The organism is Algibacter sp. L3A6 (assembly GCF_009796825.1).
Classification (GTDB): domain Bacteria; phylum Bacteroidota; class Bacteroidia; order Flavobacteriales; family Flavobacteriaceae; genus Algibacter.
Genome location: NZ_CP047030.1, coordinates 1,757,614 through 1,781,896 on the forward strand (window position 1 = coordinate 1,757,614; position 24,283 = coordinate 1,781,896).

Here is a 24,283-nt window from a genome sequence, read left to right on the forward strand (position 1 = left end):
ACACATTCCGATGGCGTTAAAAAACAAACGAATTGAAGTAATGAACTTTTTGGAAAAGGATATTGATGCCTTAGTGGAAAAGTATTTAATTCCGATTGAAAAAATATGGCAACCTACCGATTTTTTACCTAATACAGAAGGTAATGATGAGGAGTTTTTTGAAGAAGTAAAAGAAATTAGAGAGTTAGCTAAAGAGCTACCTTATGATTTTTGGGTGGTTTTAGTTGGTGATATGATTACTGAAGAAGCACTACCAACTTACGAGTCTTGGTTAATGGATGTTGAAGGCGTAGATCAAGTTAATGGTAAAAATGGTTGGTCTAAATGGGTAAGCCAATGGACAGGTGAAGAAAACCGCCATGGTGATGTACTTAATAAATATCTTTATCTTTCTGGGCGTGTGAATATGCGCGAAATAGAAGTAACTACACAGCATTTAATTGCTGATGGTTTTGATATTGGAACTGATAGAGATCCTTATAAAAACTTTGTTTACACAAGTTTCCAAGAGTTAGCAACTTACGTATCGCACAACCGTGTGGCTAAAATTGCAAAAGATTTTGGTAACAAACGTTTGGCTAAAATGTGTAAAATTATTGCTGGTGATGAAATGAGACACCACCATGCATACTCGGAGTTCGTAGAGCGTATTTTTGAAGTGGATCCAAACCAAATGATGATGGCTTTCCATTACATGATGAAACAAAAAATTACCATGCCTGCTCACTTTTTACGTGAAACTGGTGGTAAAATTGGTTCGGCTTTCGAAGAGTTTTCAAATACAGCACAACGTCTTGGAGTTTATACTTCACTAGATTATATTGATATTTTAGAGAAACTAACTAAGCGTTGGGAAATTGATAAAATGACAAACCTTAATGATGAAGCAGAAAAAGCTAGAGATTACCTCATGAAATTACCGTCTAGAATGACACGTGTTGCCGAGCGTATGAAAGTTCCAGAAAACTCTTTTGAGTTTAAATGGGTACAGCCTGCTATTATAAAATAACCCTATTTTTAGTTGATTAACTATAATAATAAAAAATTTAAACCTGTTTCAATGTCCGAAAATAGTGAAGTTTCATCTTCAACTATTTTTGGATATAAACAAGAAGGTTCTATTTTAACTTGTAGTTATAGCGGTAGCTCTATTGTTTCTGGCCACCTAATTGGTTTGGTTGAAAATAATGGAAATATCAATATGCGTTACCATCAAATTAGCACAAATGGAGAGTTAATGACTGGCACTTGCCAATCTACTCCCGAAATAATGCCAAACGGAAAAATTAGATTGCATGAAACTTGGCAATGGACTTCTGGCAATTTATCTAAAGGCACTTCTGTTTTAGAAGAAATTTAAGCCATGCTACAAAATCATGATAAAGATTATATAAACCGCGTAAATACCGCATTACAGTATGTTGATCTGCATCTTGATTCCCATATGTTATCCCTAGAAAAGATTTCCAAGGTTGCGTTGTTTTCTCCCTTTCATTTTCATCGTATTTTTAAAAGTATTGTTGGCGAAACTTTAAATAGTTATATTGGTAGAAGGCGTCTAGAGCGTGCTGCTGCCATGTTAATTCATAAAAAAGAATTTACTATTACCGAAATTGCTTTGCATATTGGTTTTAATACAAACTCTGCTTTTACCCGAGCTTTTAAAAAGTTTTACAATGTGAGTCCTTCTGAATTTAGAAATCAGCATCCGCATAAATTTAGCAAGATTAGTATAGTTGAAAGCAAGATTGGACAAGAGAATTTAATGCTCGAAAGCTATTTTTGCAATATTGATAATCATTTAAATTGGATTGAAATGAATGCAAACATTAAAGTAAAACAAATACCCGAATTACATTTTGCAAGCCTAACGCATATTGGTGTCGAAAATATTGATAAAGCTTTTGAAAGGATTATAAAATGGGCTATTTCTAAGGAGTTAATGCAAAAGCCTGAAACGAGATTAGCTAGAGTTTTTCATGATAGTTTTAAATTTACAGATGCTGATAAAGTACGTATGAGTATTTCGGTGTTAACAAAAGAACCTGTTTTAGTTGAAGGCGATATTCATAATTTATCTACCAAAGCAGGAAAGTGTATTGTTGGCCGATTTGAAATCACTCCTCAGGATTTTGAAAAATCGTGGAGCGGTCTTTTTATTTGGATGCACGATAATGGTTATGCAAAAGCAGATAGTACGCCTTTTGAAATATATCAAAACGATATGCGAGAACATCCAGAAGGTAAAGCTATTGTAGATTTTTATATTCCAATAATGTAGGTTGTTAAATTCTTTTAAAAAGTAATATTATTTACTTGATAATCTTTCTATTTTTATACCATGACAAATCAAGAAAACATCATAAATAAAACAATTGTTTTTGTAAAAGAAAAACTAGAAGGAGCCGAGGGTGGTCACGATTGGTTTCATATAGAACGAGTTTATAAAAATGCGCTTTTAATTTCGAAAACGGAAAAAGTAAATGGGTTTGTTGTTGCTCTTGGTGCTTTGCTTCATGACATTGCAGATAGTAAATTTCATAATGGAGATGAAACTGTGGGGCCAAAAGTAGCTCGTGATTTTTTATCGGGGTTAAATGTTGATAACGAAACAATTCAGCATGTGGTTAATATTATCGAAAACATATCGTTTAAAGGCGGAAATATAGAGCAGAAGTTTACTTCTCCAGAATTAAATGTTGTGCAAGATGCCGATCGTTTAGATGCTATTGGAGCTATTGGTATTGCACGTTGCTTTAATTATGGTGGTTTTAAAAATAGAGCACTTTACGATCCGGAAATAAAACCAGATCTAAATATGAGTAAGGAAGCATATAAAAAATCGACTGCTCCAACAATAAATCATTTCTACGAAAAGTTATTGCTTTTAAAAGATAGAATGAATACAGAAACAGGAAAATTGGTTGCTGGAGAAAGACATGAGTTTATGCTTCAGTTTTTAAATCAGTTTGATAAAGAATGGGAAGGTGTTTTGTAAGTTAACTTGCTAATATTGCTTTTTATACTTTAATCTGTATGACTTTTAATGTTTGTAGGGTGTAATGTGTTCTCTTATGAAAAGTTATTTATATTTTATAATACTTGTCTTGTGTTTTAATCCAAAGGCATACTCTCAAACTGAATCTGTATTAAAGGATGTCGTAAATCCTTCTACGTTTTCGGATTTAACTCTAACTTCTCCTAACGGTGGTGAGTTTTGGCAAGTAGGAAAAATACCGAGTATTTCTTGGGAAAGCAATAATTTGAGTAACGATGTTACTTTAGAATATTCAATTGATGATGGAAGTACATGGACTAATATAGCAACTGTGTCAAATGTAACTAGTAGTTACGCCTGGGGCGTACCTAACGATGTGTCTAAAGTTGGTTTAGTGCGTGTTACATCGGGAACTTTAACAGATGCTAGTGATAGTGTCTTCGAAATTTCAGATGATGATTCAACCTGTAATATTGTTGTTATCGGATCTTCTACTGCGGAAGGGTTAGGAGCGTCTACAATAGAAAACTCGTGGGTGTATAAATATAATGAGGCTTTGTTTCAAAAGAATACTATGCTAAATGTTGTTAATTTGGGTTTAGGAGGGCTTACAACTTACGATTTGTTACCAACTGAATCTTCTACAGTATTACCTCCTGGAGTAACTATTAAAACAGATAGAAATATTACAAAGGCATTATCATATAATCCTATTGCAATTATTCTGAATTTACCATCTAATGATACTTATAATGGGTATTCAACTTCGACACAGCTAACTAATTTTGCAGAGATTAATTCCGAAGCAACAAATAGTTCTGTTCCTATTTGGATAACTACAACGCAACCTAGATACTTTTCTGAACTGGCGGATGTTCAAACTCAAATAGATGTTCGAGATGCTATTTTAAACACTTACACGGATAAGGCTCTTGATTTCTGGACGGATATAGCAGAAAACGATGGGACTATTTTATCTAATTTAAATAGTGGGGATGGCACGCATGTTAACGATGTTGGACATGGTATTTTATTAGATAAAGTAATGGGTGAAAATATTGAAGATTTAACGTCTGTAGGTAACCCATTAAACGATGATAGGGCCATTGGGGAAAACGTGTCTACTAAATTGCTTTATAATCTACGTTAATAGAAGTGGTAATTATTCATTCTGATAAAAATAGATTTGCCTATTTTTTCTACTGAATAATATGCTTAATTTCCTTTCGGTATTGTGAAGCACTTTTTCCGGTAATTTCATTAAACTGCTTATTAAAATGTGAGAAGTTATTAAATCCGCACTCAAAACAAACATCAGCAATACTCATTTGGCTTTCGTTTAAAAGCTTCGTGGCGTGCACAACTCTATATTCGTTTACTAGCTGGGTAAATGTTTTTCCTGTAGTTTTTTTAAAGTAACGGCAAAAAGCAGGAACCGTCATGCTTACTTCATTTGCAATATCATCTAAAGCAATATGTTCGTTAAAATTAGCATTGATGTACTTATATATAGTATTAATCTTATTACTGTCCTGCGGATTGGTTTCTAAGGCAATTCCGTCGGCATTTAATAAGGTATAATCATCTGTCTTGGATAAGTGGTTTAAAATTTCTAAAAACTTAATCATGCGCTTTAAACCGTCATGCTCTAAAAGTTTTTCAATTTTAAGCCCAATTTTCTTTTTAGTATCTATTTGAAAACGGATACCTTTTTTAGCACGTTCAAATAAAGCAACAATATTTGCCATTTCAGGCACTGTTAAAAAATCGTCACCTAAAAAATTAGAAGCAAACTGCACTGTAGTTTCAGTTCCGTTGGCTGTAAGCCTGTCGGTAAACCCATTGTGTGGTAAATTAGCACCAATTAATATAAGTTGACTATTATTAAAGTAAGATAGGTGATTACCAATATGTGTTTTTCCTTGTCCCTTGTTTACATACACAAGTTCTAATTCAGGGTGAAAGTGCCAAAAAGCATTGTTTTTATCAGCTTTTTCACCGTGTTGCCTAACTAATATAGAGCTCCCGAAACTTGGGCTAATTTTTTCTAAGGTAGGTTTTTTAATAATCATAGGGGAATATTTGCTGCAAAATTACGACATATTATGCATACATTGTATATTTAATTACCTTTAATCTGTGTTAAATTAACTTAACCCACTGTTAACACAGTATTAACAGATAATTTAGCACACAAATAGGTCAAAATTGATGTTTTCTTAAACGTATTACCCATGTATCTTTGTACCGTTAGTTAGAATGAACGCCCAAATCATGAAAAACGCTATTACCATATCGAAAAAAATCATCTTATCTGCTGTGTTTTGCACAACGCTTTTAAGTAATGCTAATACAAGTAATAATATGCTTGTGGATAAGGATTTAGTTAAAACGGCGCTAACTATTAATAATGTAAAAGCTGGAAATTTATTATCTATTAAAGATGTAAACGGTATAACATTATATAAAGAGTTCATTGAAGAGTCTGGAGTTTATAGAAAAGGATTTGACTTAACGGCTTTACCAAACGGAAATTATATTTTTGAAGTTGATAAAGATCTTGAAGTAGAAATGATTCCTTTTACAGTTAGTAATAATAAGGTTGTTTTTAATAGAAACGCTGAGGTTACTATTTATAAACCATTTGTTAGACAACAAGATGATGCGATTTATATCACACAATTTTTGCCAGATTTTTCAAAAGCAAAAATTGAAATATATGCGAATTATAACGGAGAGTTAGAATTGCTACATGCAGATAAAATAGAAAACTCTCAGTTAATTCAAAAAGCATACAGACTTGAAAAAGGAAGTTATAAAATAATAATAAACTCTAATAATAGAGAGTATACAAAATTCATTAATTAGTTTAATGTCTTATTTAGTTTAGTTTAGTTGGTAAAGTGGGCTGTGGTGGCCCACTTTTTTTTGCTTTAAATTTAAACTACTAGATCTCAAGTTGTCTTCTTATTAAAACCAGAGAATCTATATTTCGCAAAAATTATCTTCAATATATTTTTTAAGACCTAAATGGTCTTTTTTTATTTTCAGCATATTTTGAATTTAAATAGTTTCTCTTAATAAGTGATTAATTTCATAATACTTGTATATACTGTTTTGTGCTTTTTTACCCTCAATGTATGCTATTTTAATTAACATTTTGTTGATGTAATAATAACGGTTAAAATAGCACAGAAAGTCATCAAAATCAATGCTTTGCGTTTGGTTGGTCTGTTGTATTTTTGACCTGTTGAACGTTACTAAAACCAATATTATGAAAAACGTAATTAAACATTCCAAAAAAATCCTATTAGCGGTTGCTATGTTAACTGTATTAGTAGGTAATGCAAAAGAAAAATCTTCAGCCTTAAAGAAAGGACTTATAAAAACTGCCTTAACACTTAACAATGTGAAAGAAGGTAATTTGTTATCAATCAAAGATCAGAACGGTATCACTTTATATAAGGAGTTAATTGTAGAATCTGGAACTTACAAAAAAGGATTCGATTTAACAGCTTTGCCAAATGGTGATTATTTCTTTGAAGTAGATAAAGATGTTGAAATTAAAACAATACCTTTTACTGTAAAAGCTAACACAGTGGTATTTAAAAAGAGTGAAGAAGTTACTGTTTTTAAACCATTTGTAAGAGAAAAAGATGGAGTTGTATTTATCTCTAAACTTTCTCCAAATTACGGAGCTTTAAAGGTGAATATTTATGCTAACTATAAAGGTGAGTATCAATTGCTTCAATCTGATAAGTACGAAAATTTACAAACTATTGAAAAAGCTTATAAACTTGAAAAAGGTAGCTACAAAATAGTTATGAGCTCGGATAATAACGAGTATATAAAATTCATTAATAATTAGTTTAATGTCTTATTTAGTTTAGTTTAGTTGACAAAGTGGGCCGTGGTAGCCCACTTTTTTTGTGCTCTAAATTTAACTGGATTATAGTTAGGGTGTTTTAGGTTTTGTTTATTTCCTGTTTGGTTTTCTTTTTTTTATCATGCGTGTTTTTAGTTCTTAAAAACTCTGCATCTTTTTGCTTCTTAATACTATTTGTTTTAAAGGTAATTGTCGTAAAGTTTTATAATTTTTAAAAGAAGTATATATGCACCTTTAACCTCGATATATAGTATTTTAATTCATGTTAATTTAATACAGTTATATTGGTTAAAATAACATATAATGAAGTCAAAATCAATGCTTTATGTTTGGTTGGTCTGTTGTATTTTTGACATGTTGAACGTTATTAAAACCAATATTATGAAAAACGTAATTAAACATTCCAAAAAAATCCTATTAGCAGTAGCTATGTTAACTGTATTAGTAGGTAATGCAAAAGAAAAATCTTCAGCCTTAAAGAAAGGACTTATAAAAACAGCTTTAACAATTTACAATGTTAAGGAAGGTAATTTGTTATCGATCAAAGATCAAGACGGTGTTACTTTATATAAGGAATTTATTGTAGAGTCTGGAACTTATAGAAAAGGATTTGATTTAACAGCTTTACCAGATGGCGATTATGTGTTTCAAGTTGATAAGGAAATAGAAGTTAAAACTATTCCTTTTACAGTAAAATCTAATAAAGTTGTCTTTAAAAAAGACGAAGAGGTTACTGTTTTTAAACCTTTTGTTACAGAAAAAGATGGTTATGTGTTAATCTCTAAACTTGCTCCAGATTATGCAAGTTTAAAGGTAAGCATCTATGGTAACTATGATGGAACTTATGAGTTGCTTCAGTCTGATAAGTTTGAAAACTTACAAACTATCGAAAAGGCTTATAAACTTGAAAAAGGAAGTTATAAAATTGTGATTAACTCAGATAATAATGAGTATACAAGTTACATTAACAATTAGTTAATGTCTTGATTTAGTTTAGTTGATAAAGTGGGCCGTGGTAGCCCACTTTTTTTTGTTTAAAATTTAACGGGTTAATTAAGAGCTCGCCGGTTTTATATAGTCGGTTTTTTTTGTTTGGTAGTTTTATTAAATACCTGCCAATTATATTTTGGTCCATTTTGGCACATGGCTTTATTAAACCACGATGGCTCAATAGTGTAAACCATTTAATTTACATGTATTTACAATACTTCAATATTAGGTGTTTATGTGTGGTTTTAACCTCGATATATGGTATATTAATTTAACAATATCTTGACGTAATAATAACGGTTAAAATAGTATATAAATACATCAAAATCAATGTTTTGGGTTAGCTCGTTTGGTTGTACTTTTGACATGTTGAACGTTAAAAACACCAAATCATGAAAAACGTAATTAAACACCTTAGAAAAGGAATCTTAATGGTAACAATTTTTGCTACTACATTAAGTTTCGCGAATGAAGTTTCAGTTTTTACAATTAAAAATGAAGCCGACAAAACCTCACTAACTTTGACAGATGTTAAAAAGGGGAATCTTTTATCTATTAAGGATGAAAATGGCATTGTATTATATAAAGAATTCATACAGAAATCTGGAAGCTATACAAAAGGTTTCGATTTAACGGAATTGCCAAATGGAGCATATTTATTTGAAGTAGATAAAGATGTGGAAATTAGCACAATATCGTTTACAGTTGAAGCTGATGGCGTGACTTTCGATGAAGCTGGCGAAAAAGTAATTTACAAGCCTGTAACAAGAGTTGTAGGAGATTTGCTTTATGTAACTAAGCTTTCTTTAGATGAAGCTCCTTTAGAAATTGATATCTATTTTGAATCTGATGAAGTGAACGGAAGCTCAGAATCTGTTTATTCAGAAAAAATTGAGAACTCTAAAATCATTGAAAGAGTTTACAAATTAGAGGATATTAAAGATGGTAAATTCGAAATAGTTTGTCATTCAGAAGGTAGAATCTTCACGAAAACAATTAATTAAGTTCTAACTCAACTTGATAAAGGTGAGCCGTAAGGCTCACCTTTTTTTTTGGAAAAAAATCTAATAGATTAAGTTGTTGATGAGTGTGATAAAAAAAGGACAGCTCTTTTGGTAAAAGCTATCCTTAATATTTTTAGTTGAAATTATTTCTAGAAGAATTATTCTCCGGGAAATTCAGCAGTACGTTTCTGTAAAAAAGCAGTAGTTCCTTCTTTAAAATCTGCTGTTCCAAAACTTTTTCCGAATTGTTTAATTTCAGTTTTGTAACCATTTTTACCTTCTTCTAAACCTGCGTTTACCGCTTTAATAGCTTTTGCAATCGCTACAGATGAGTTTCTCATCATTTTATTCGCCATTTTTTCGGCTAACGGTATAAGTTCGGCTTGTGTTACTACGTGGTTTACTAAACCGTAGTTTTTTGCAGTTTCGGCATCAATCATTCCGGCAGTCATTATCATTTCTAAAGCACGACCTTTCCCTACAAGTTGAGGTAAACGTTGTGTGCCTCCATAGCCAGGTATAACACCAAGAGATACTTCTGGTAATCCCATTTTAGCATTATCGCTGGCCAATCTAATATGGCAAGCCATGGCTAATTCTAATCCGCCACCTAGAGCAAAACCATTTACAGCTGCAATAACAGGAGTGCCTAAATTTTCTATATAATCAAATAATATTTTTTGACCTTTAGCTGCTAATTTGCCACCTTTTTCTTCAGAAAAATTAGCAAACTCGCTAATATCTGCACCTGCAACAAATGCTTTTTCTCCGCTACCAGTTAAAATAATTACTTTGGTGCTTTTGTCTTTATCGGCGGCTTTAAAAGCTTCGTGTAATTCTCGTATGGTGTCTTTATTAAGTGCGTTAAGTTTAGTTGGGCGGTTAATTGTAATTTGAGTAATACCGCTGTTGGTTTCGGTTAATATGTTTTCGAAATTCATAATGTTTTATATTTTTTGTGCTCTTGCTAATTTACGTTTTTTAAGAAAGATTATTTCTAAAGTTTTTGGAGTGTTCTGTTTTTTGTGGGAAAACAACTTTGAAAACAGCGCCTCTGTCTTGTTCAGATTCAAAGGAGATTGTGCCATTGTAGGTTTCTACAATGTTTTTAACCATGGCTAAACCAAGTCCCATGCCGCTGGTTTTTGTAGTAAACTTTGGTTCGAATAGTTTCTTTTTATTTTCTTCTAAAACACCAGATCCGTTGTCTGATACCGTTAAAATAACATTGTTGTTATTCGTGCCAACGTGAACGTTTATTTTTGGATCATCTTTAGTTGGCATGGCCTGTATAGCGTTTTTAACCAAATTGGTAATTACACGAATAAGTTGTGTTCTATCGAAAATGGCAATAATTTCTTCTTTCTCGGTGGTAAAATAAATGTAATGCTCGTTAAAAATATCTAAAGCGAGTTTTACAATTTCTACTACGTTTAGTGTTTCATTTTGCTGTGCTGGCATTTTTGCGAAATTTGAAAATGCCGAGGCAATAGAACTCATGGTGTCTATTTGCTGAATAAGGGTTTTGCTGTATTCGTCTAATTTAGAGTGGATGTTTTCGTCTTCTGGGTTAAACTTACGTTGAAAACTTTGCACAGTTAAGCGCATAGGTGTTAGCGGGTTTTTAATTTCGTGTGCCACTTGTTTTGCCATTTCGCGCCAAGCTTGCTCACGCTCACTTTTTGCAAGTTGTACAGCACTTTCTTCTAGCTCGTCAATCATGCTGTTGTATGAGTTTACTAGAGTCGAAATTTCTTCGCTGGTATCACTTATTTCAATACGTTTATTCTGTTTTTCTAAACGTGTGGTATTTATTTTATCACTAATTTTTTTAAGAGATTTGGTAATGTATTTAGATAATAGAAAAGCAATACCAACCGCCATAAGTAGCACGAATAGGTAGGCGTAGATAATTCGAGATAAAAATTCATCGAGTTCTTTAGCTAGAAAATCATCATTTTCTAAATACGGAATATTTAAAATAGCAATGGGTTTCGATTTGTTGTCGGTAACGTAAGTAAAAGAGGATTGAAAGGTTTGTCCGTTTTCTATGTGTTTATCTACATACCTGTGGTCTGGTGTGTTAGAAATGGCATTTAAAACATCTGCACCTAAACATTTTTCTACGGCCGATTTTTGTAACCCTGCACTAGACGCTATTAGTAATCCGCCATCTAAATCGTAAAGAATTATTTGTAGTTTGTGTATATCGGCAATGTTGTAAATTTCTTCCTTAAATATTATTGGAATGTTTTCTGTTTTTACTTCCCAGGTGTTTTGTCTACCGTTTAATACGCGTTTTATGTGTGTTTTTGTGTTGAGCTCTTTTCGCTCTAATCGCTCGGTGTGGTAGTCTTTAGTTTCTTCTTTGTATTGGTAAATAGCTATACCTGTAATAAGCACAGATGCTAGTAAAACCAAGAGAATCATGGAGAGGAATATGCGCGTACGAAGTGATGGTTTTTTTATTTTCATTAATACATTTGTAGTGGTCTAAATATAACAATAATCGCACCAAAGCTTGCAATAGGTAACTTAAAAGTTGTTTTTGTAACGTAATTTGGCGGTGGTGTGCGTTAGGGATTGTAGCATTGTTGAAGCTCTTTTTGTGTTGTTGCACCTATTGCAACACAAAAAAGCGACTGCGGAAAGCTCGACCCTTTTTCGGGGAACGCTCAAAGTTTTATTAGTTTTTGCGAATTCGTGAATTTTTTAGATATATGTAACAAATTATTGTTAAGAGCTTCTAATATATAATGGCGGTAATTATTATTTTTCTATTTTTGGAATAGTAATTGTAATTTATTGCTTGTTACAATAATTGTACATTTAACAAGTTACATGATATGACCTACAGAGAAATGAAAAAAATACTACTTATATTATCGTTGGTTTTTGTTGCGCAAACTGGGTTTTCGCAAACCGAATCGGCTTTTGAAGATGGCGAATGGTTTAAGTTTAGGATGAGTTATAGCAATTGGCTAAAGGCAGGTAATGCCACGTTGGCTGTGAATGACGAGGTTTTAAACGGGAAACCTGTTTACCATGTTGTTGGTAAAGGCTGGACGACTGGCATGATTAAGTGGTTTTTTAAGGTGAAGGATAGGTATGAAACTTATTTTGATAAAGAAACTATTTTGCCTTACAAGTTTATACGTAATATTGATGAGGGTGGACATACTAAGGATTTGGAGATTGATTTTGATCAGAAAAACCACAAGGCGCACATTAACGATAAAAAGCATAATAAAAAGATAGTTATTGATACTAAGCCTAATATTCAGGATATGGTGTCTACCTTTTACTATTTGCGTAATCACTTAGATACCGAAAATTTAAAAGTAGGTAGCGAGGTAAAGATTGATATGTTTTTTGATGAAGAAAATTATGGTTTTAAATTACAGTATTTAGGTGAAGAAACCATTGAGACCGATTTTGGAGATGTTGAAGCGTTAAAATTTAGGCCTTATGTTATGGCAGGTCGCGTTTTTAAAGAGGAAGAAAGTTTAACCCTATGGGTTTCGAAAGATAAAAATAAATTACCTTTGCGTATAAAGGCAGATTTGGCTGTGGGTTCGCTTAGAGCAGATTTAGACGCTTTTAGAGGGCTTAAACACCCTTTTAATGTTGTTGTTAAAAACTAATAAATTTTGAACTCTAAAATTACGGATCAAATTAAAGCTAAGTTTGATGCTATTGACCAAGATGTTGATGCGCATTTAGAAGGCTTGTTGCATAGTAAACCAATAAATTATTGGGATTATATACAAACCGATGCTTTATTAAATTTGCAAGTACAGCGTACTGTTTTTCCAGACGAGTTGGTTTTTATAATGTACCATCAGGTAAATGAGTTGTTGTTTAAAATGGTGCTTTCTGAAATGGATCAAATTGCCAAAAACGACACTATTGATACCGAAACGTTTACCACTAAAATAATGCGTATTAGTCGTTATTTTGATGTGTTAACGTCTTCCTTTAGTATCATGAAAGATGGTATGGATGTGGAGCAATACAATAAGTTTAGAACTACGTTAACGCCTGCTAGTGGTTTTCAGAGTGCGCAATATCGTAAAATAGAATTTGCATCGACAGAGTTAATCAACTTAATTGATAAACGTTTTAGAGATACGTTTGATAAAAACTCATCTTACGAAAATGCTTTTGAACACCTGTATTGGCAAGCTGCTGGTAAGGATTACAAAACTGGAAAAAAAACGTACACATTATCTGATTTTGAAGGTCGATATAAAGACGAGTTTATTAGGTTTACAAAATTCTATCAGCATAATAACTTGTGGAGCAAGTTTAAAGGACTGCCTAAAGCATCACAAGAAAATAAAGATTTAATAAATGCCATGAGGCATTACGATTATACGGTGAATATTAAATGGGTTATGGCGCATTATAATACCGCAAATCACTATTTAAATATTAACGGAAAAACTGCCGAGGCAACCGGAGGAAGTGAATGGGTGAAATACATGCACCCTAAATATCAAAAAAGAATATTTTTTCCAGATTTATGGACAGAGAAAGAGATACAAGAGTGGGGAACAAATATATAATTCTATTGGCATGCGCTGTGTTTTTTGCAAGCTGTAAAGACGATGAAAAACAAAGTGATCTAGAGGAGAAAGATTTGGCTGTGGTAGAAATGCCTGAAGAAAACTTCGAATTTGGATTTAATCTAGACGATTTTATTGTGAAGCGTGACACTATTAAAAGTGGTGATACTTTTGGTAAAATACTAGATCGCAACCATGTTACCTATCCGGAAATTTACAATATAGTAGAAAAAGCCAAAGATAGTTTTAATGTTAGAAGCTTGCGTCCAGGTAAGCCGTACACGCTTTTATGTGCTAAAGATTCTTTACAAACTCCTAAATGTTTTGTTTATCAACCCAATGTAGAAGAATATATTGTGGTTAATTTTCAAGATTCTATTCATGCATATACAAGTAGAAAACCTATAAAGTATGTTGAAAAAACTGCAACAGGTGTTATTACTAATAATATTTCGCAAACTTTAGAAGAGCAAGGGTTAAGCCAACGTTTAGCTTATAAAATGGCTGATGAAATTTATGCTTGGACCATAGATTTTAGACGTTTGCAAAAAGGGGATCGCTTTAAAGTTATTTATACCGATAAATATATTGATGATACTATTTACGCGGGTGTTCAAGATGTAAAAGCTGCATATTTTGAACATAATAGCGAACCTTTTTATGCTTTTGAGTTTGTGTCAGATTCTGTAAATGGTGTTAAAGACTATTTTAATGATGAGGCTAAAAATTTGCGTCGTGCCTTTTTAAAAGCTCCCGTTCAATTTAGTAGAATTTCTTCGCGCTATAATTTAAAACGTCGTATTGCGGTTTATGGTTTTAAATTGCGTCCGCACAAAGGAACCGATTTTGCGGCACCAATTGGCACGCCTATTATGGCTACAGCAAATGGTACGGTATCAAAATCTGAAAAACGTGGTGGAAATGGTAATTATGTTAAAATACGCCATAATGCCACTTACGAAACGCAATACCTACACATGAAAAGTCGTAATGTAAAACCGGGTCAATTTGTAAAACAAGGTGATGTTATTGGCTGGGTTGGTATGACGGGGAATACAGGTGGGCCACATGTATGCTATCGTTTCTGGAAAAATGGTAAGCAAGTCGACCCGTTTAAGCAAAAATTACCTGAAGCAAAAGGAATTTCCGATTCACTTAAAATAGAGTACTTAGAGTTTATTTCACCTATAAAAAAGAAATTGGATGCTATTGATTTCTTAGAAGATGTTTTTCAAGATGATAAACTAGATCAACCAACTATAAAACAAAACACTAACGCAATATCATTTAATAATTAATCCTATGGCATTACCAAACGTAAACCCTACAACAACTAAATCTTGGAAGAAATTACAAGCTCATTTTGAAGCTGTAAAAGATGTTCATATGAAAGATTTGTTTGCTGAAGATAAAACTAGAGCAAATAAGTTCACTATTAAATGGGACGATTTTTATGTAGATTTCTCTAAAAACAGAATTACAGAAGAAACGTTAAAGTATTTATTAGAATTAGCCGATGATGTTAAGCTGAAAGAGGCTATTAAGAGTCAGTTTTCTGGTGAAATAATAAACGAAACAGAAGGTAGAGCAGTATTGCACACAGCATTAAGAGCACCGAAAGATGCCAATTTTAAAGTTGATGGTGTTAATGTAATGCCAGAAATATATCAAGTAAAACAAAAAATTGAAGGTTTTACAAATGAAGTTGTAAGCGGACAAAGAAAAGGTTACACCGGAAAAGCATTCACCGATGTTGTAAATATTGGTATTGGAGGTTCGGATCTTGGGCCAGCTATGGTGGTAGATTCTCTTCAGTATTATAAAAATCATTTAACAACTCATTTTGTAAGTAATGTAGATGGTGATCATGTTAATGAGGTTATTAAAAAATTAGATCCAGAAACAACTTTATTTGTAATTGTTTCCAAAACATTTACAACACAAGAAACATTATCTAACGCCAATACTTTAAAAGATTGGTTTTTAAAATCTGCAAATAGCGATGCTATTGCAAAACATTTTGTTGCTGTATCTACCAATATCGAAAAAGTACAAGGTTTCGGTATAGATGCTAGCAATATTTTCCCAATGTGGGATTGGGTTGGAGGGCGTTTCTCTCTTTGGAGTGCCGTTGGATTAACCGTTAGCTTAGCTGTGGGTTATGATAATTTTGATAGCTTATTAAAAGGCGCTAACAAAATGGACGAGCATTTTAAAAATGAAGATTTCGAGTCTAACATTCCTGTTGTTCTAGCGCTATTAACCATATGGTACAATAATTTCTTTGAGGCAGAAAGTGAAGCTGTAATTCCTTATTCGCAATATTTAAATCAATTTGCTACCTATTTACAACAAGGTATTATGGAAAGCAATGGTAAAAGTGTAGATAGAAATGGAAACCCAATAGACTACCAAACAGGTACTATTATTTGGGGCGAGCCAGGAACAAACTCACAACATGCCTTTTTTCAATTAATACATCAAGGTACTAAGTTGATACCTGCAGATTTTATTGGGTTTACTAAGTCTTTACATGGTAACCAAGATCATCAAGATAAATTAATGTCTAACTTTTTAGCGCAAACAGAAGCATTGCTAAATGGTAAAACAGAAGCAGAGGTTGTTGCAGAAGGAACAAGCGAAGCCATAACACCGTTTAAAGTGTTTAAAGGTAATAAGCCAACGAATACTGTTTTTATAAATAAATTGTCGCCAGAAAGTTTAGGGAAACTTATCGCGATGTACGAACATAAAATATTTGTACAAGGAATTATTTGGAACATTTTTAGTTACGATCAATTCGGGGTAGAGTTAGGGAAGCAACTAGCATCTAAAATTTTACAAGAATTTAACGGGAGCGTTACAAATGCACATGACTCTTCTACTCAAAATTTATTGAATTATTATAAGCAATTTAAGTAAAAACGTAGAATATTCTTATAGAAAAAGTAAAAACGCCTCAGTATTTTTAATGCTAGGGCGTTTTTTTTTGTGTAAATTGTTAAATTTGTTAACAATTACTTAATATTGGAGCGCAATTTATCCGTACTTTTGCACCGACTAATTTCAAATAATTAATACATAATTAAAATTATGAAAAAAACAACAAATTATTTATTACTAACTGTGGCGCTGTTGTTCAGTACAGTTATTATGGCACAAAGTACTATTACAGGTACGGTTTTGGAACAAGGTATCAATATGCCTCTTCCTGGTGCTAATGTTGTCGAGAAAGGTACGACCAACGGAGTTGTAACAGACTTTGATGGAAATTTCACTCTTAAAACAAAATCGAGTTCAGGTGAAATTATAATTACTTACGTAGGTTACACGTCTAAAACAATTTCTTTTTCTGGAGATTCATCTCTAAAAAATGTAACGTTAGAGCCTAGTCAAGTAGGTTTAGAAACAGTTCAAATTATTGCATCTGTGGCGGTTGATAGAAAAACGCCTGTTGCTGTATCTACAGTAAAAGCAGCTGATATTGAGCTTAAATTAGGGACACAAGAGTTTCCTGAAATTTTAAAATCTACACCAGGTATTTACACTACTAAAACAGGTGGTGGATATGGTGATGCTAAAACAAGAATTAGAGGTTTTCAATCTGAAAACGTTGCTGTTATGATTAATGGTATTCCTGTTAACGACATGGAAAACGGAGCTGTTTACTGGTCTAACTGGGCTGGTTTAGGTGATGTTACTTCAACTATGCAAGTGCAAAGAGGTTTAGGTGCTTCTAAAGTAGCTGTACCTTCTATTGGAGGAACAATTAATGTAATCACAAAAACAACAGATGTTGAAGAAGGTGGTAGTGTATTTACTTCTGTCGCTAACGATGGTTACAAAAAATATGGTCTTACATACTCTACAGGTGTAAATGATAAAGGTTTTGCTGCAACAGTTTCTGCTGCTCAAACTAGTGGTAATGGTTATGTAGATGGAACAGAATTTACTGGTGTCTCATACTTTGTTAACTTATCTAAAGAAATAAACGATTTTCATAAACTTTCGTTTACAGCGTTTGGTTCTAAACAACATCATGGTCAAAGACAAAACAGACAATTAATTTCTACTTTTGAAAACAGTGAAAGAGGTAGAAAATTTAATGCAGATTGGGGTTATAAAGATGGTCAAGTTTTACACCAAGAAGATAACTTTTACAACAAACCACAAATGTCTGTAAATCATTATTGGACATTAAGTGATAAAACGTCTATCTCAACTGTTGCTTATGCCTCTTTTGGTACTGGTGGTGGTGGTGGAACCGCTGGAGATAATAAATTTACTTTCGATAGTACAGGATATAGTGAATATAGAAATGGTCTTTACGGAACTATTGATTTCGATAAAATTGTTGACGAAAATATTGCAAATGGAGCGAACGGTTCTACAACTGCTTTAAGAGCTTCTAGAAACGACCATAACTGGTACGGAGTGTTATCAACTTTAAAAACAGATTTAACTGATGATATAGTTTTATTAACAGGTCTTGATTACAGAAACTACAAAGGAATACACTTTTCTGAAGTAACAGATTTATTAGGTGGTCAATATTTACAAGAAGATGATGATGTTGTAAACAACCCAAATCAAATACTTAAAGTTGGAGATAAAAGAAGTTATTATAACGATGGCTTAGTAGGTTGGTTAGGTGCTTTTGGACAAATAGAATATGATGTAAACGAAAACTTTAATACGTTTTTATCGGCAGCATTATCTAACACCTCTTACAAGAGAGTTGATTATTTTAATTATTTAGATACAGATCCATTACAATCAACAGATCGTTATAATTTCTTAGGGTTTAGTACAAAAGGTGGTGCTAACTATAGATTAGATAATAACCATAACGTATTTATGAATATTGGTTATTTTGAAAAAGCTGCTGATTTTGATGCTGTTTTTCAAGAATTTGATAATGAGCATATCAATGAGAATGCTGAAAATCAAAAAATATTTAGTTTTGAATTAGGATACGGTTTTAGAAGTGAAAAACTTACTGCTAACGTAAACGTATATAGAACAACTTGGAAAGATAGAACGGAAACAGCATCTTTTCAACAGCCAGATGGTACAAATGCATTTGCTAATATTTTAGGTGTAAATGCAATTCATCAAGGTGTTGAGGTAGATTTTATTTATAAAGCTACGGATAAATTAAATGTTACAGGTATGATGTCTTTAGGAGATTGGAGATGGGATAACAATGTAACAGATGTTCAAATTCTTGATGAAGATCAAAACTTAATCGAAACTGTAGATCTTTTCATAGAAGATTTACATGTTGGTGATGCTGCTCAAACAACATTAGCGTTAGGTTTAAACTACAAGTTAACTCCAGATACAAGAGTAGTTCTAGATTATAATTATTTTGGAAACCTTTATGCAGATTTCGATCCTAGTGAAAGAGGAGAACCAGGTGATGATGCTTGGAAATTACCAGATTACGGATTGTTTGATGCTGTTGTAAGTCATGGTTTCAAATTTGGTCCTTTCGATGCTACTTTAACAGGTCGTATTAACAATGTGTTCGATACAGAATACGTAACAGATGCTTTAGATGGTACTGCTGATACAGCACTAGTGTATTTCGGTACAGGTAGAACATTTAGTATTGGAGCAAAACTTAAATTTTAAAAAATATTCAAAATGAAAAAAATAATATATTATTTATTAGTTCTAGGAGTAGTCTTTACAGGATGTAATCCTTTAGAAGATATTACTGATGATATTCAAGAGCGTGAAATAGAAGGTGTTGATTTTATTAAAGGTGTAGAGCAATATACTTTTACTGATGAGGATTATGAAACCTATGAAGGTGAATTAGATTCTATAGCTTATTTTTTAAACCAAGATCTTGCCGATTTAGTTATTCCAGATTTCTTAGCAAATAAGTACCCTGTTTGGGGAGAAGGTTCTTTAGTAAATGTTGGATATAACCTTTATAGCCCTACGTTGCTTGAAACAATGAGTACTACCGAAACTTTAGCTGGTTTATCTGGTATCGAGGGATATTTAAGTTCAAATTATGAAACGGCTTCAAATGGAACATTTGTAGAGTTAACATATAATGCTGAGGTTTTAGCTTATGAATTATCTAGTGCTGATTTTGAAACTATTGGAGCTGCTTTAGCTGATAAATACCCGAACCCTGCAGATAATGCTGCAAGTTATGGGAATTTTGGTAGATGGGATTCTAGTAGTTCTTATTGGTCTGATGATATGATATTAGAAGCAATGGATGCGCTTTTAGCAGGTAAATATGCTGCTGGTCAAGTGGTTTCTGTTTCTTTCGCAACTTATGGACCTTCAAGCTCAGAATCTTTTACTTTACAATATGATGGAAGTAAATTTATAGATTTAGGTTTTGAAGTCGTTGCTGAATCTGGAACAGAATATACGCTTTCAAGTACAGACTATGATGATATTATTGCTGGACTTATAGGAGAAAACCCTGGGCCAGCAGGAAACTTAGATGCTTATGGTAGTATTGATGTAAGAGAGACAAGTGATAACTATTGGAGTCAAGAATTGATTTTAGAAGGTTTAAATCTTATTTTACCAACAGCTGCAGAAGGTGATATTTATGTGGTAACTTATACCATTTATAATGGATCGACTACGACTCAAGTTATGACTCTTAAATACGAATCTGGAGAATATGTTGTAAACCCAGCAATTATTACAGAAGTTACAACGATAGTTGCGAAAAACGATGGTGACTGGGTATTCCCTTATGTTTTCTCTAGTGCCGATTATGATTTGTTAGGTGAATCTTATGGTAACTTTGATTCAGGATCTATCTACAAATTAGAGATCTTCTTAAAGTCTTTATATCCTTATGCTCAGGCTGGAGATGTTTCTACTGTTCAATATAGGTATTATAGTAGTGGTGCAACAACTACTAAATATGGATCTAGTGTTTTTGATGGTGATAAATGGTCTTTACCTCAAGATATAATTGAAACTTCATTCCAATATGGTTTTGAAGATGGTCAATGGGTTCCAGATAATACAATTAATTACTCATTACTAGCTGCAGACATTACTTTAATTTCTACTGCACTAATAGAAGATTATCCTGGGCCAGCAGATAACTTAGGGTACTTTAAAAGTTTTGATAGAAGAGATACTAGTGATAACTACTGGGATGATGAGACACTATTAGAAGCTTTTAATGTTTTATTAAACGCAAGAGATTCTGGAGCAGAAGAAGGACAAAAATATGCTGTATCTTATGTAGCATATACAGGTGCTACGGTAACAGAAACTCAGTATGTAGTTAAAACTGATGGAGTTTGGGTATACCAATAATAACCATACTTTAATTAAATAATAAGAAAAAACCTCTCACTTTATGTCAGAGGTTTTTTTTGCTAAACTTTTTTATTATGAAATATTTATATCTATTTTTATTTGTAATGTTTTTTGCTTGTAGCGGAAGTGATGATAGTGCGGCTATAGAGCCACCTGTTGCAACTAATGATGCTGCAAGTACACCAGAAAACACACAAGTAATAATAAATGTGTTAAGTAATGATGTACTTACAAATAGTGCGGAACTTACCGATTTCGATACAGTCTCTGCAGAAAATGGAGTTATTACAGAAATCTTAAATAAACTTATTTATACACCTGCTGATAACTTTAGTGGCACAGATACGTTCACTTATACTATTTGTAATAGCTTAAGTACGCCAATTTGTGCAACAGGTACGGTTACGGTTACAGTTACGGATAATGGCACTGCACTGGCTGTAGACGATGCTTTAGAAGTTTTAGAGAGTACAACTACTGTACTTGATGAGTTATTAGATAATGATACTATAGTAGACGGTGCGGAATATGAGTCTATAGACACAACTTTAACTAATGGAACTGTTGTTTTAAATGATGATGGTACAATCGGTTATACTGCTATGAATGGATTTGTTGGAGAAGACACATTTACATATACCATATGTGATAATGATGTAAACCCAGAGTGTTCTACAGCTACTGTTACTATTACTGTTTTAGATGAAGGAACTCCTGAAGCGAGTGACGATAATTACTCTGTGGTTTTAGATTCTTCCTTAAATATCTTTAATGTTCTATCTAATGATGATATTATTGATGGTGCATTAATAACGGATACTGATAATTCGTTGACACAAGGTGCTATTACTTTAAATTCAGATGGAACAATAAGCTATACACCTCAATCTGGTTTTGAAGGTACCGATACATTTACCTATACTATTTGTGATAATGATGTGCCAACAGCGGAATGCTCAACAGCAACTGTTACAGTAACGGTTTTGAAATCTATAGATTTTAATATAGCTTCTAGTTTAGGCGATTATTACGATGGTGTTATTTTTACAGAAGATGCCGATTTAATGTTCAATCAAATTTCTGCACATACGCAAGATATGCACACGGTAATATTAAGTTATACGCAACGACATGATTATTTATATAATGCCGATGCCGATTTATCAAATCAAGATAATGTAATTTTAATGTATACTGGCGAAAGTAGATATTGGGAAGAGTATACTTCCGGAAATAATCCATATGCAACACAAACGTATAATACAGAACATATTTTTCCACAGTCTAGGTTAAGTTCGGATATAGCGGTTTCAGATTTACACCATTTAAGATCTGCCGATGAAACTGTTAATAGCGATAGAAGTAACTATCCATATATCGATGGAAGCGGAACTAATAAATTAATTGGAGAAGCTTGGTATCCTGGTGATGACTGGCGTGGTGATGTTGCCCGAATGGTAATGTATTTAAACATTCGCTACGGAGAGGATTTTGATAAAGTTGGTGGTTTAGAGCTTTTTAAAGCATGGAATGTTGCCGATCCAGTATCAGCCTTCGAAGAGCAACGTAACAACGTAATTTATGCCGCACAAGGCAATAGAAACCCTTTTATTGATAATCCATACATAGCCACTTTAATTTGGGGCGGTACGGCTGCAGAAAATAAATGGGAATAAGAATTATTCTAATTTAGAAAAACTTTTAAACCGCTTCAATCGAAGCGGTTTTTTTGTGAATTATAATTACTATTTTTGCATCTATAATTAAAACACCACATTCATGTACAACATTATATTATCACTCCATTCCTATTGGGCATATTTAGTGCTTATCGTATTATTAATAGCTGCTGTAAGTGCTGTTATAAAAACAATAGGAGATAAAGAATATGAAAACAACGATTTTAGAAGATCGTTATTCACATTAATAGTATCTCATATTCAATTATTAATTGGTATTGTATTATACTTTGTGTCACCAAAATTTTTGTTATGGGGAGAATTAGGCGGAAAAGTAATGAGTAACTCTATGGCGAGATTATACCTTGTTGAGCACCCGTTTATAAATATTATCGCGGTGGCTTTAATTACAATTGGTTATTCAAAACATAAAAAGAAATTAACTTCAAAAGGAAAATTAAAAACAATAGCAATCTTTTATAGTATTGCGTTATTATTGTTTTTATCAAGAATTCCTTGGAGTACTTGGATGTAGATTAAAATTCTATCCAGAATAAAAAATAGTCAGACCTTTCAAGTTATTTAATTTGAAAGGTCTTTTTTTTTGAAATTTAAATCACTTGGGTCAGGCTAAGTAATAGAAGTCTGTTTTCTCACAACTTGATTTTCATTCTTCATCAACTTCCTTAATCAAATAAACATAAACGGGAAAGTGATCACTAAAGCCGTTATTAAAGCCATGATAACCAAAGCTTCTTAACGGATAACCTTTGTAAGCACCAAGTTTAGTAATAATATAGTTTTTGTTATAAATACCAGCTTTATAAAATTGAAATGAAGTGTAATCTTTTTCCAAAAACGGTTTTGTTACCATAATTTGATCGAATAGACTCCAAGAATCTCTATAGGCCGTTGTGCCCATACCATCTTTAAAGAAATTTATATATGGATTGTAAATACCTTTTAATGGAACTTTTTTCGTTGACTTGGCTTTTAAAATTTTTTTAACGCTAGCATTGTTTGGATTATCATTTAAATCACCCATAATAAATACTTTTGCATATGGATCTATAGTTTGTAAAGAATCGACAAGGCGTTTACTTAATTTGGCAGCAGCCACACGTTTTGGTCTACTTTTAGCTTCACCACCACGTCGGGATGGCCAATGATTTACAATAAGATGAATGGTTTCACCTTCCAGGTTTCCGCTTACCAATAATTGTTCTCGAGTATAAACGCGCTTATTTGTTTCCGGATCATAAATTTTCAACTCATGAGAACTCGTGCTTATCGGCGTAAATGTATTTTTCTTGTAAAGCAATGCCACATCAATTCCGCGTACGTCTGTAGAGTTATAATGCACAATACCATAATCTACATCAACTAATAGCGAATCGTTTACTAAATCTTCTAAAACAGCTTTATTTTCAACTTCACAAACACCAATAATACTTGGTGCGGTATTAGTAACATCTTTTCCTATATCGGCTAGAACTCGTGCCATATTTCTTATTTTTTTCTTGTAAACAGGACCTCTATTAGTTTTCAATTCCATCATTGGGCTGTATTCATCTAATTTGTTCGGGTCATTTATGGTATCAAATAAATTCTCTAAATTATAGAAAGCAACCGTATGAATTTTAAATCTTTTATCCTGAGCATTTGTATTTAAAAAAGCTAATAAAAGCAATGATGTAAGCGCGAATTTTAAACAAATTTTCCTTTTAAATAAGAATGAAACTACATGGGTTTTGTAGCTAAATTGAAATGTAACTGCTTGAAATTCTTTTAAGTATTTAACTGTCAATTGATTGTTTTTTATTATAATTGAAGTAATAAAG

21 protein-coding genes are annotated in these 24,283 nt (G+C 32.6%); 17 read left to right on the top strand and 4 right to left on the bottom strand.

Annotated elements, in window-relative coordinates; translation table 11 throughout:
* The first annotated feature begins 10 nt into the window (after positions 1–10).
* The 5 genes from GQR98_RS07280 to GQR98_RS07300 all read left to right on the top strand — a co-directional run bounded on the left by GQR98_RS07280 (position 11) and on the right by GQR98_RS07300 (position 4,148).
* Positions 11–1,009 carry an acyl-ACP desaturase gene (locus tag GQR98_RS07280; protein ID WP_159018940.1) on the top strand — a complete coding sequence of 333 codons (999 nt, stop codon included), beginning with the start codon at positions 11–13 and terminating at the stop codon, positions 1,007–1,009.
* Positions 1,010–1,060: 51 nt separating this feature from the next.
* The gene (locus GQR98_RS07285) at positions 1,061–1,360 is read left to right on the top strand and encodes a n-acetylglutamate synthase (protein ID WP_233268093.1); all 300 of its coding nucleotides are present in this window, start codon (positions 1,061–1,063) and stop codon (positions 1,358–1,360) included.
* A gap of 3 nt (positions 1,361–1,363) precedes the next feature.
* Positions 1,364–2,281: a GyrI-like domain-containing protein gene (locus tag GQR98_RS07290; RefSeq protein WP_159018942.1), complete on the top strand. Its 918-nt coding sequence runs from the start codon at positions 1,364–1,366 to the stop codon at positions 2,279–2,281.
* 60 nt (positions 2,282–2,341) lie between these two features.
* Positions 2,342–2,998 carry an HD domain-containing protein gene (locus tag GQR98_RS07295; protein ID WP_159018943.1) on the top strand — a complete coding sequence of 219 codons (657 nt, stop codon included), beginning with the start codon at positions 2,342–2,344 and terminating at the stop codon, positions 2,996–2,998.
* Positions 2,999–3,074: 76 nt separating this feature from the next.
* Positions 3,075–4,148 (top strand): SGNH/GDSL hydrolase family protein, encoded by a 1,074-nt coding sequence (locus GQR98_RS07300; protein ID WP_159018944.1) that lies wholly within the window; start codon positions 3,075–3,077, stop codon positions 4,146–4,148.
* A gap of 49 nt (positions 4,149–4,197) precedes the next feature.
* Here the strand turns inward: GQR98_RS07300 and GQR98_RS07305 are convergent, their stop codons facing one another.
* Positions 4,198–5,070 (bottom strand): AraC family transcriptional regulator, encoded by an 873-nt coding sequence (locus GQR98_RS07305; RefSeq protein WP_042497782.1) that lies wholly within the window; start codon positions 5,068–5,070, stop codon positions 4,198–4,200.
* Between the two features lie 202 nt (positions 5,071–5,272).
* Here GQR98_RS07305 and GQR98_RS07310 point away from each other — a divergent pair, with 202 nt between their 5' ends.
* From GQR98_RS07310 to GQR98_RS07325, 4 genes are all read left to right on the top strand, one after another.
* A complete protein-coding gene (locus tag GQR98_RS07310) occupies positions 5,273–5,866 on the top strand; it encodes a hypothetical protein (RefSeq protein WP_159018945.1) in 594 nt (197 codons plus the stop codon).
* A gap of 406 nt (positions 5,867–6,272) precedes the next feature.
* On the top strand, positions 6,273–6,866 hold the full coding sequence (locus GQR98_RS07315) for a hypothetical protein (RefSeq protein ID WP_042497778.1): 594 nt from the start codon (positions 6,273–6,275) through the stop codon (positions 6,864–6,866).
* A gap of 399 nt (positions 6,867–7,265) precedes the next feature.
* A complete protein-coding gene (locus GQR98_RS07320; RefSeq protein ID WP_159018946.1) occupies positions 7,266–7,859 on the top strand; it encodes a hypothetical protein in 594 nt (197 codons plus the stop codon).
* 407 nt (positions 7,860–8,266) lie between these two features.
* Positions 8,267–8,878 (top strand): hypothetical protein, encoded by a 612-nt coding sequence (locus GQR98_RS07325; RefSeq protein ID WP_159018947.1) that lies wholly within the window; start codon positions 8,267–8,269, stop codon positions 8,876–8,878.
* Positions 8,879–9,036: 158 nt separating this feature from the next.
* On the opposite strand, the gene GQR98_RS07330 is transcribed toward GQR98_RS07325, so the two are convergent.
* Positions 9,037–9,819: an enoyl-CoA hydratase/isomerase family protein gene (locus GQR98_RS07330; RefSeq protein ID WP_159018948.1), complete on the bottom strand. Its 783-nt coding sequence runs from the start codon at positions 9,817–9,819 to the stop codon at positions 9,037–9,039.
* 40 nt (positions 9,820–9,859) lie between these two features.
* On the bottom strand, positions 9,860–11,353 hold the full coding sequence (locus GQR98_RS07335) for a sensor histidine kinase (RefSeq protein WP_159018949.1): 1,494 nt from the start codon (positions 11,351–11,353) through the stop codon (positions 9,860–9,862).
* A gap of 386 nt (positions 11,354–11,739) precedes the next feature.
* Here GQR98_RS07335 and GQR98_RS07340 point away from each other — a divergent pair, with 386 nt between their 5' ends.
* From GQR98_RS07340 to GQR98_RS07375, 8 genes are all read left to right on the top strand, one after another.
* Entirely contained in the window at positions 11,740–12,522 is a 783-nt protein-coding gene (locus GQR98_RS07340) for a DUF3108 domain-containing protein (RefSeq protein WP_159018950.1), read from the top strand.
* A 6-nt stretch (positions 12,523–12,528) separates the two neighbouring features.
* Complete coding sequence (locus tag GQR98_RS07345; RefSeq protein WP_074937410.1) at positions 12,529–13,446, top strand: tryptophan 2,3-dioxygenase family protein; 918 nt, start codon at positions 12,529–12,531, stop codon at positions 13,444–13,446.
* Positions 13,404–14,744, top strand: coding sequence for a peptidoglycan DD-metalloendopeptidase family protein (locus GQR98_RS07350; RefSeq protein WP_159018951.1), 1,341 nt, complete (start codon positions 13,404–13,406; stop codon positions 14,742–14,744). The genes GQR98_RS07345 and GQR98_RS07350 overlap by 43 nt, the downstream gene beginning before the upstream one ends.
* Positions 14,745–14,748: 4 nt before the next feature.
* The gene (gene pgi / locus GQR98_RS07355; RefSeq protein ID WP_159018952.1) at positions 14,749–16,368 is read left to right on the top strand and encodes a glucose-6-phosphate isomerase; all 1,620 of its coding nucleotides are present in this window, start codon (positions 14,749–14,751) and stop codon (positions 16,366–16,368) included.
* Positions 16,369–16,539: 171 nt separating this feature from the next.
* Entirely contained in the window at positions 16,540–19,083 is a 2,544-nt protein-coding gene (locus tag GQR98_RS07360; protein ID WP_159018953.1) for a TonB-dependent receptor, read from the top strand.
* A gap of 12 nt (positions 19,084–19,095) precedes the next feature.
* Positions 19,096–20,760: a hypothetical protein gene (locus tag GQR98_RS07365; protein ID WP_159018954.1), complete on the top strand. Its 1,665-nt coding sequence runs from the start codon at positions 19,096–19,098 to the stop codon at positions 20,758–20,760.
* Positions 20,761–20,837: 77 nt separating this feature from the next.
* The gene (locus GQR98_RS07370; protein ID WP_159018955.1) at positions 20,838–22,439 is read left to right on the top strand and encodes an Ig-like domain-containing protein; all 1,602 of its coding nucleotides are present in this window, start codon (positions 20,838–20,840) and stop codon (positions 22,437–22,439) included.
* Between the two features lie 103 nt (positions 22,440–22,542).
* Entirely contained in the window at positions 22,543–22,977 is a 435-nt protein-coding gene (locus tag GQR98_RS07375) for a hypothetical protein (RefSeq protein ID WP_159018956.1), read from the top strand.
* 132 nt (positions 22,978–23,109) lie between these two features.
* Here the strand turns inward: GQR98_RS07375 and GQR98_RS07380 are convergent, their stop codons facing one another.
* Complete coding sequence (locus GQR98_RS07380; protein WP_410488907.1) at positions 23,110–24,159, bottom strand: endonuclease/exonuclease/phosphatase family protein; 1,050 nt, start codon at positions 24,157–24,159, stop codon at positions 23,110–23,112.
* Between the last annotated feature and the right edge of the window lie 124 nt (positions 24,160–24,283).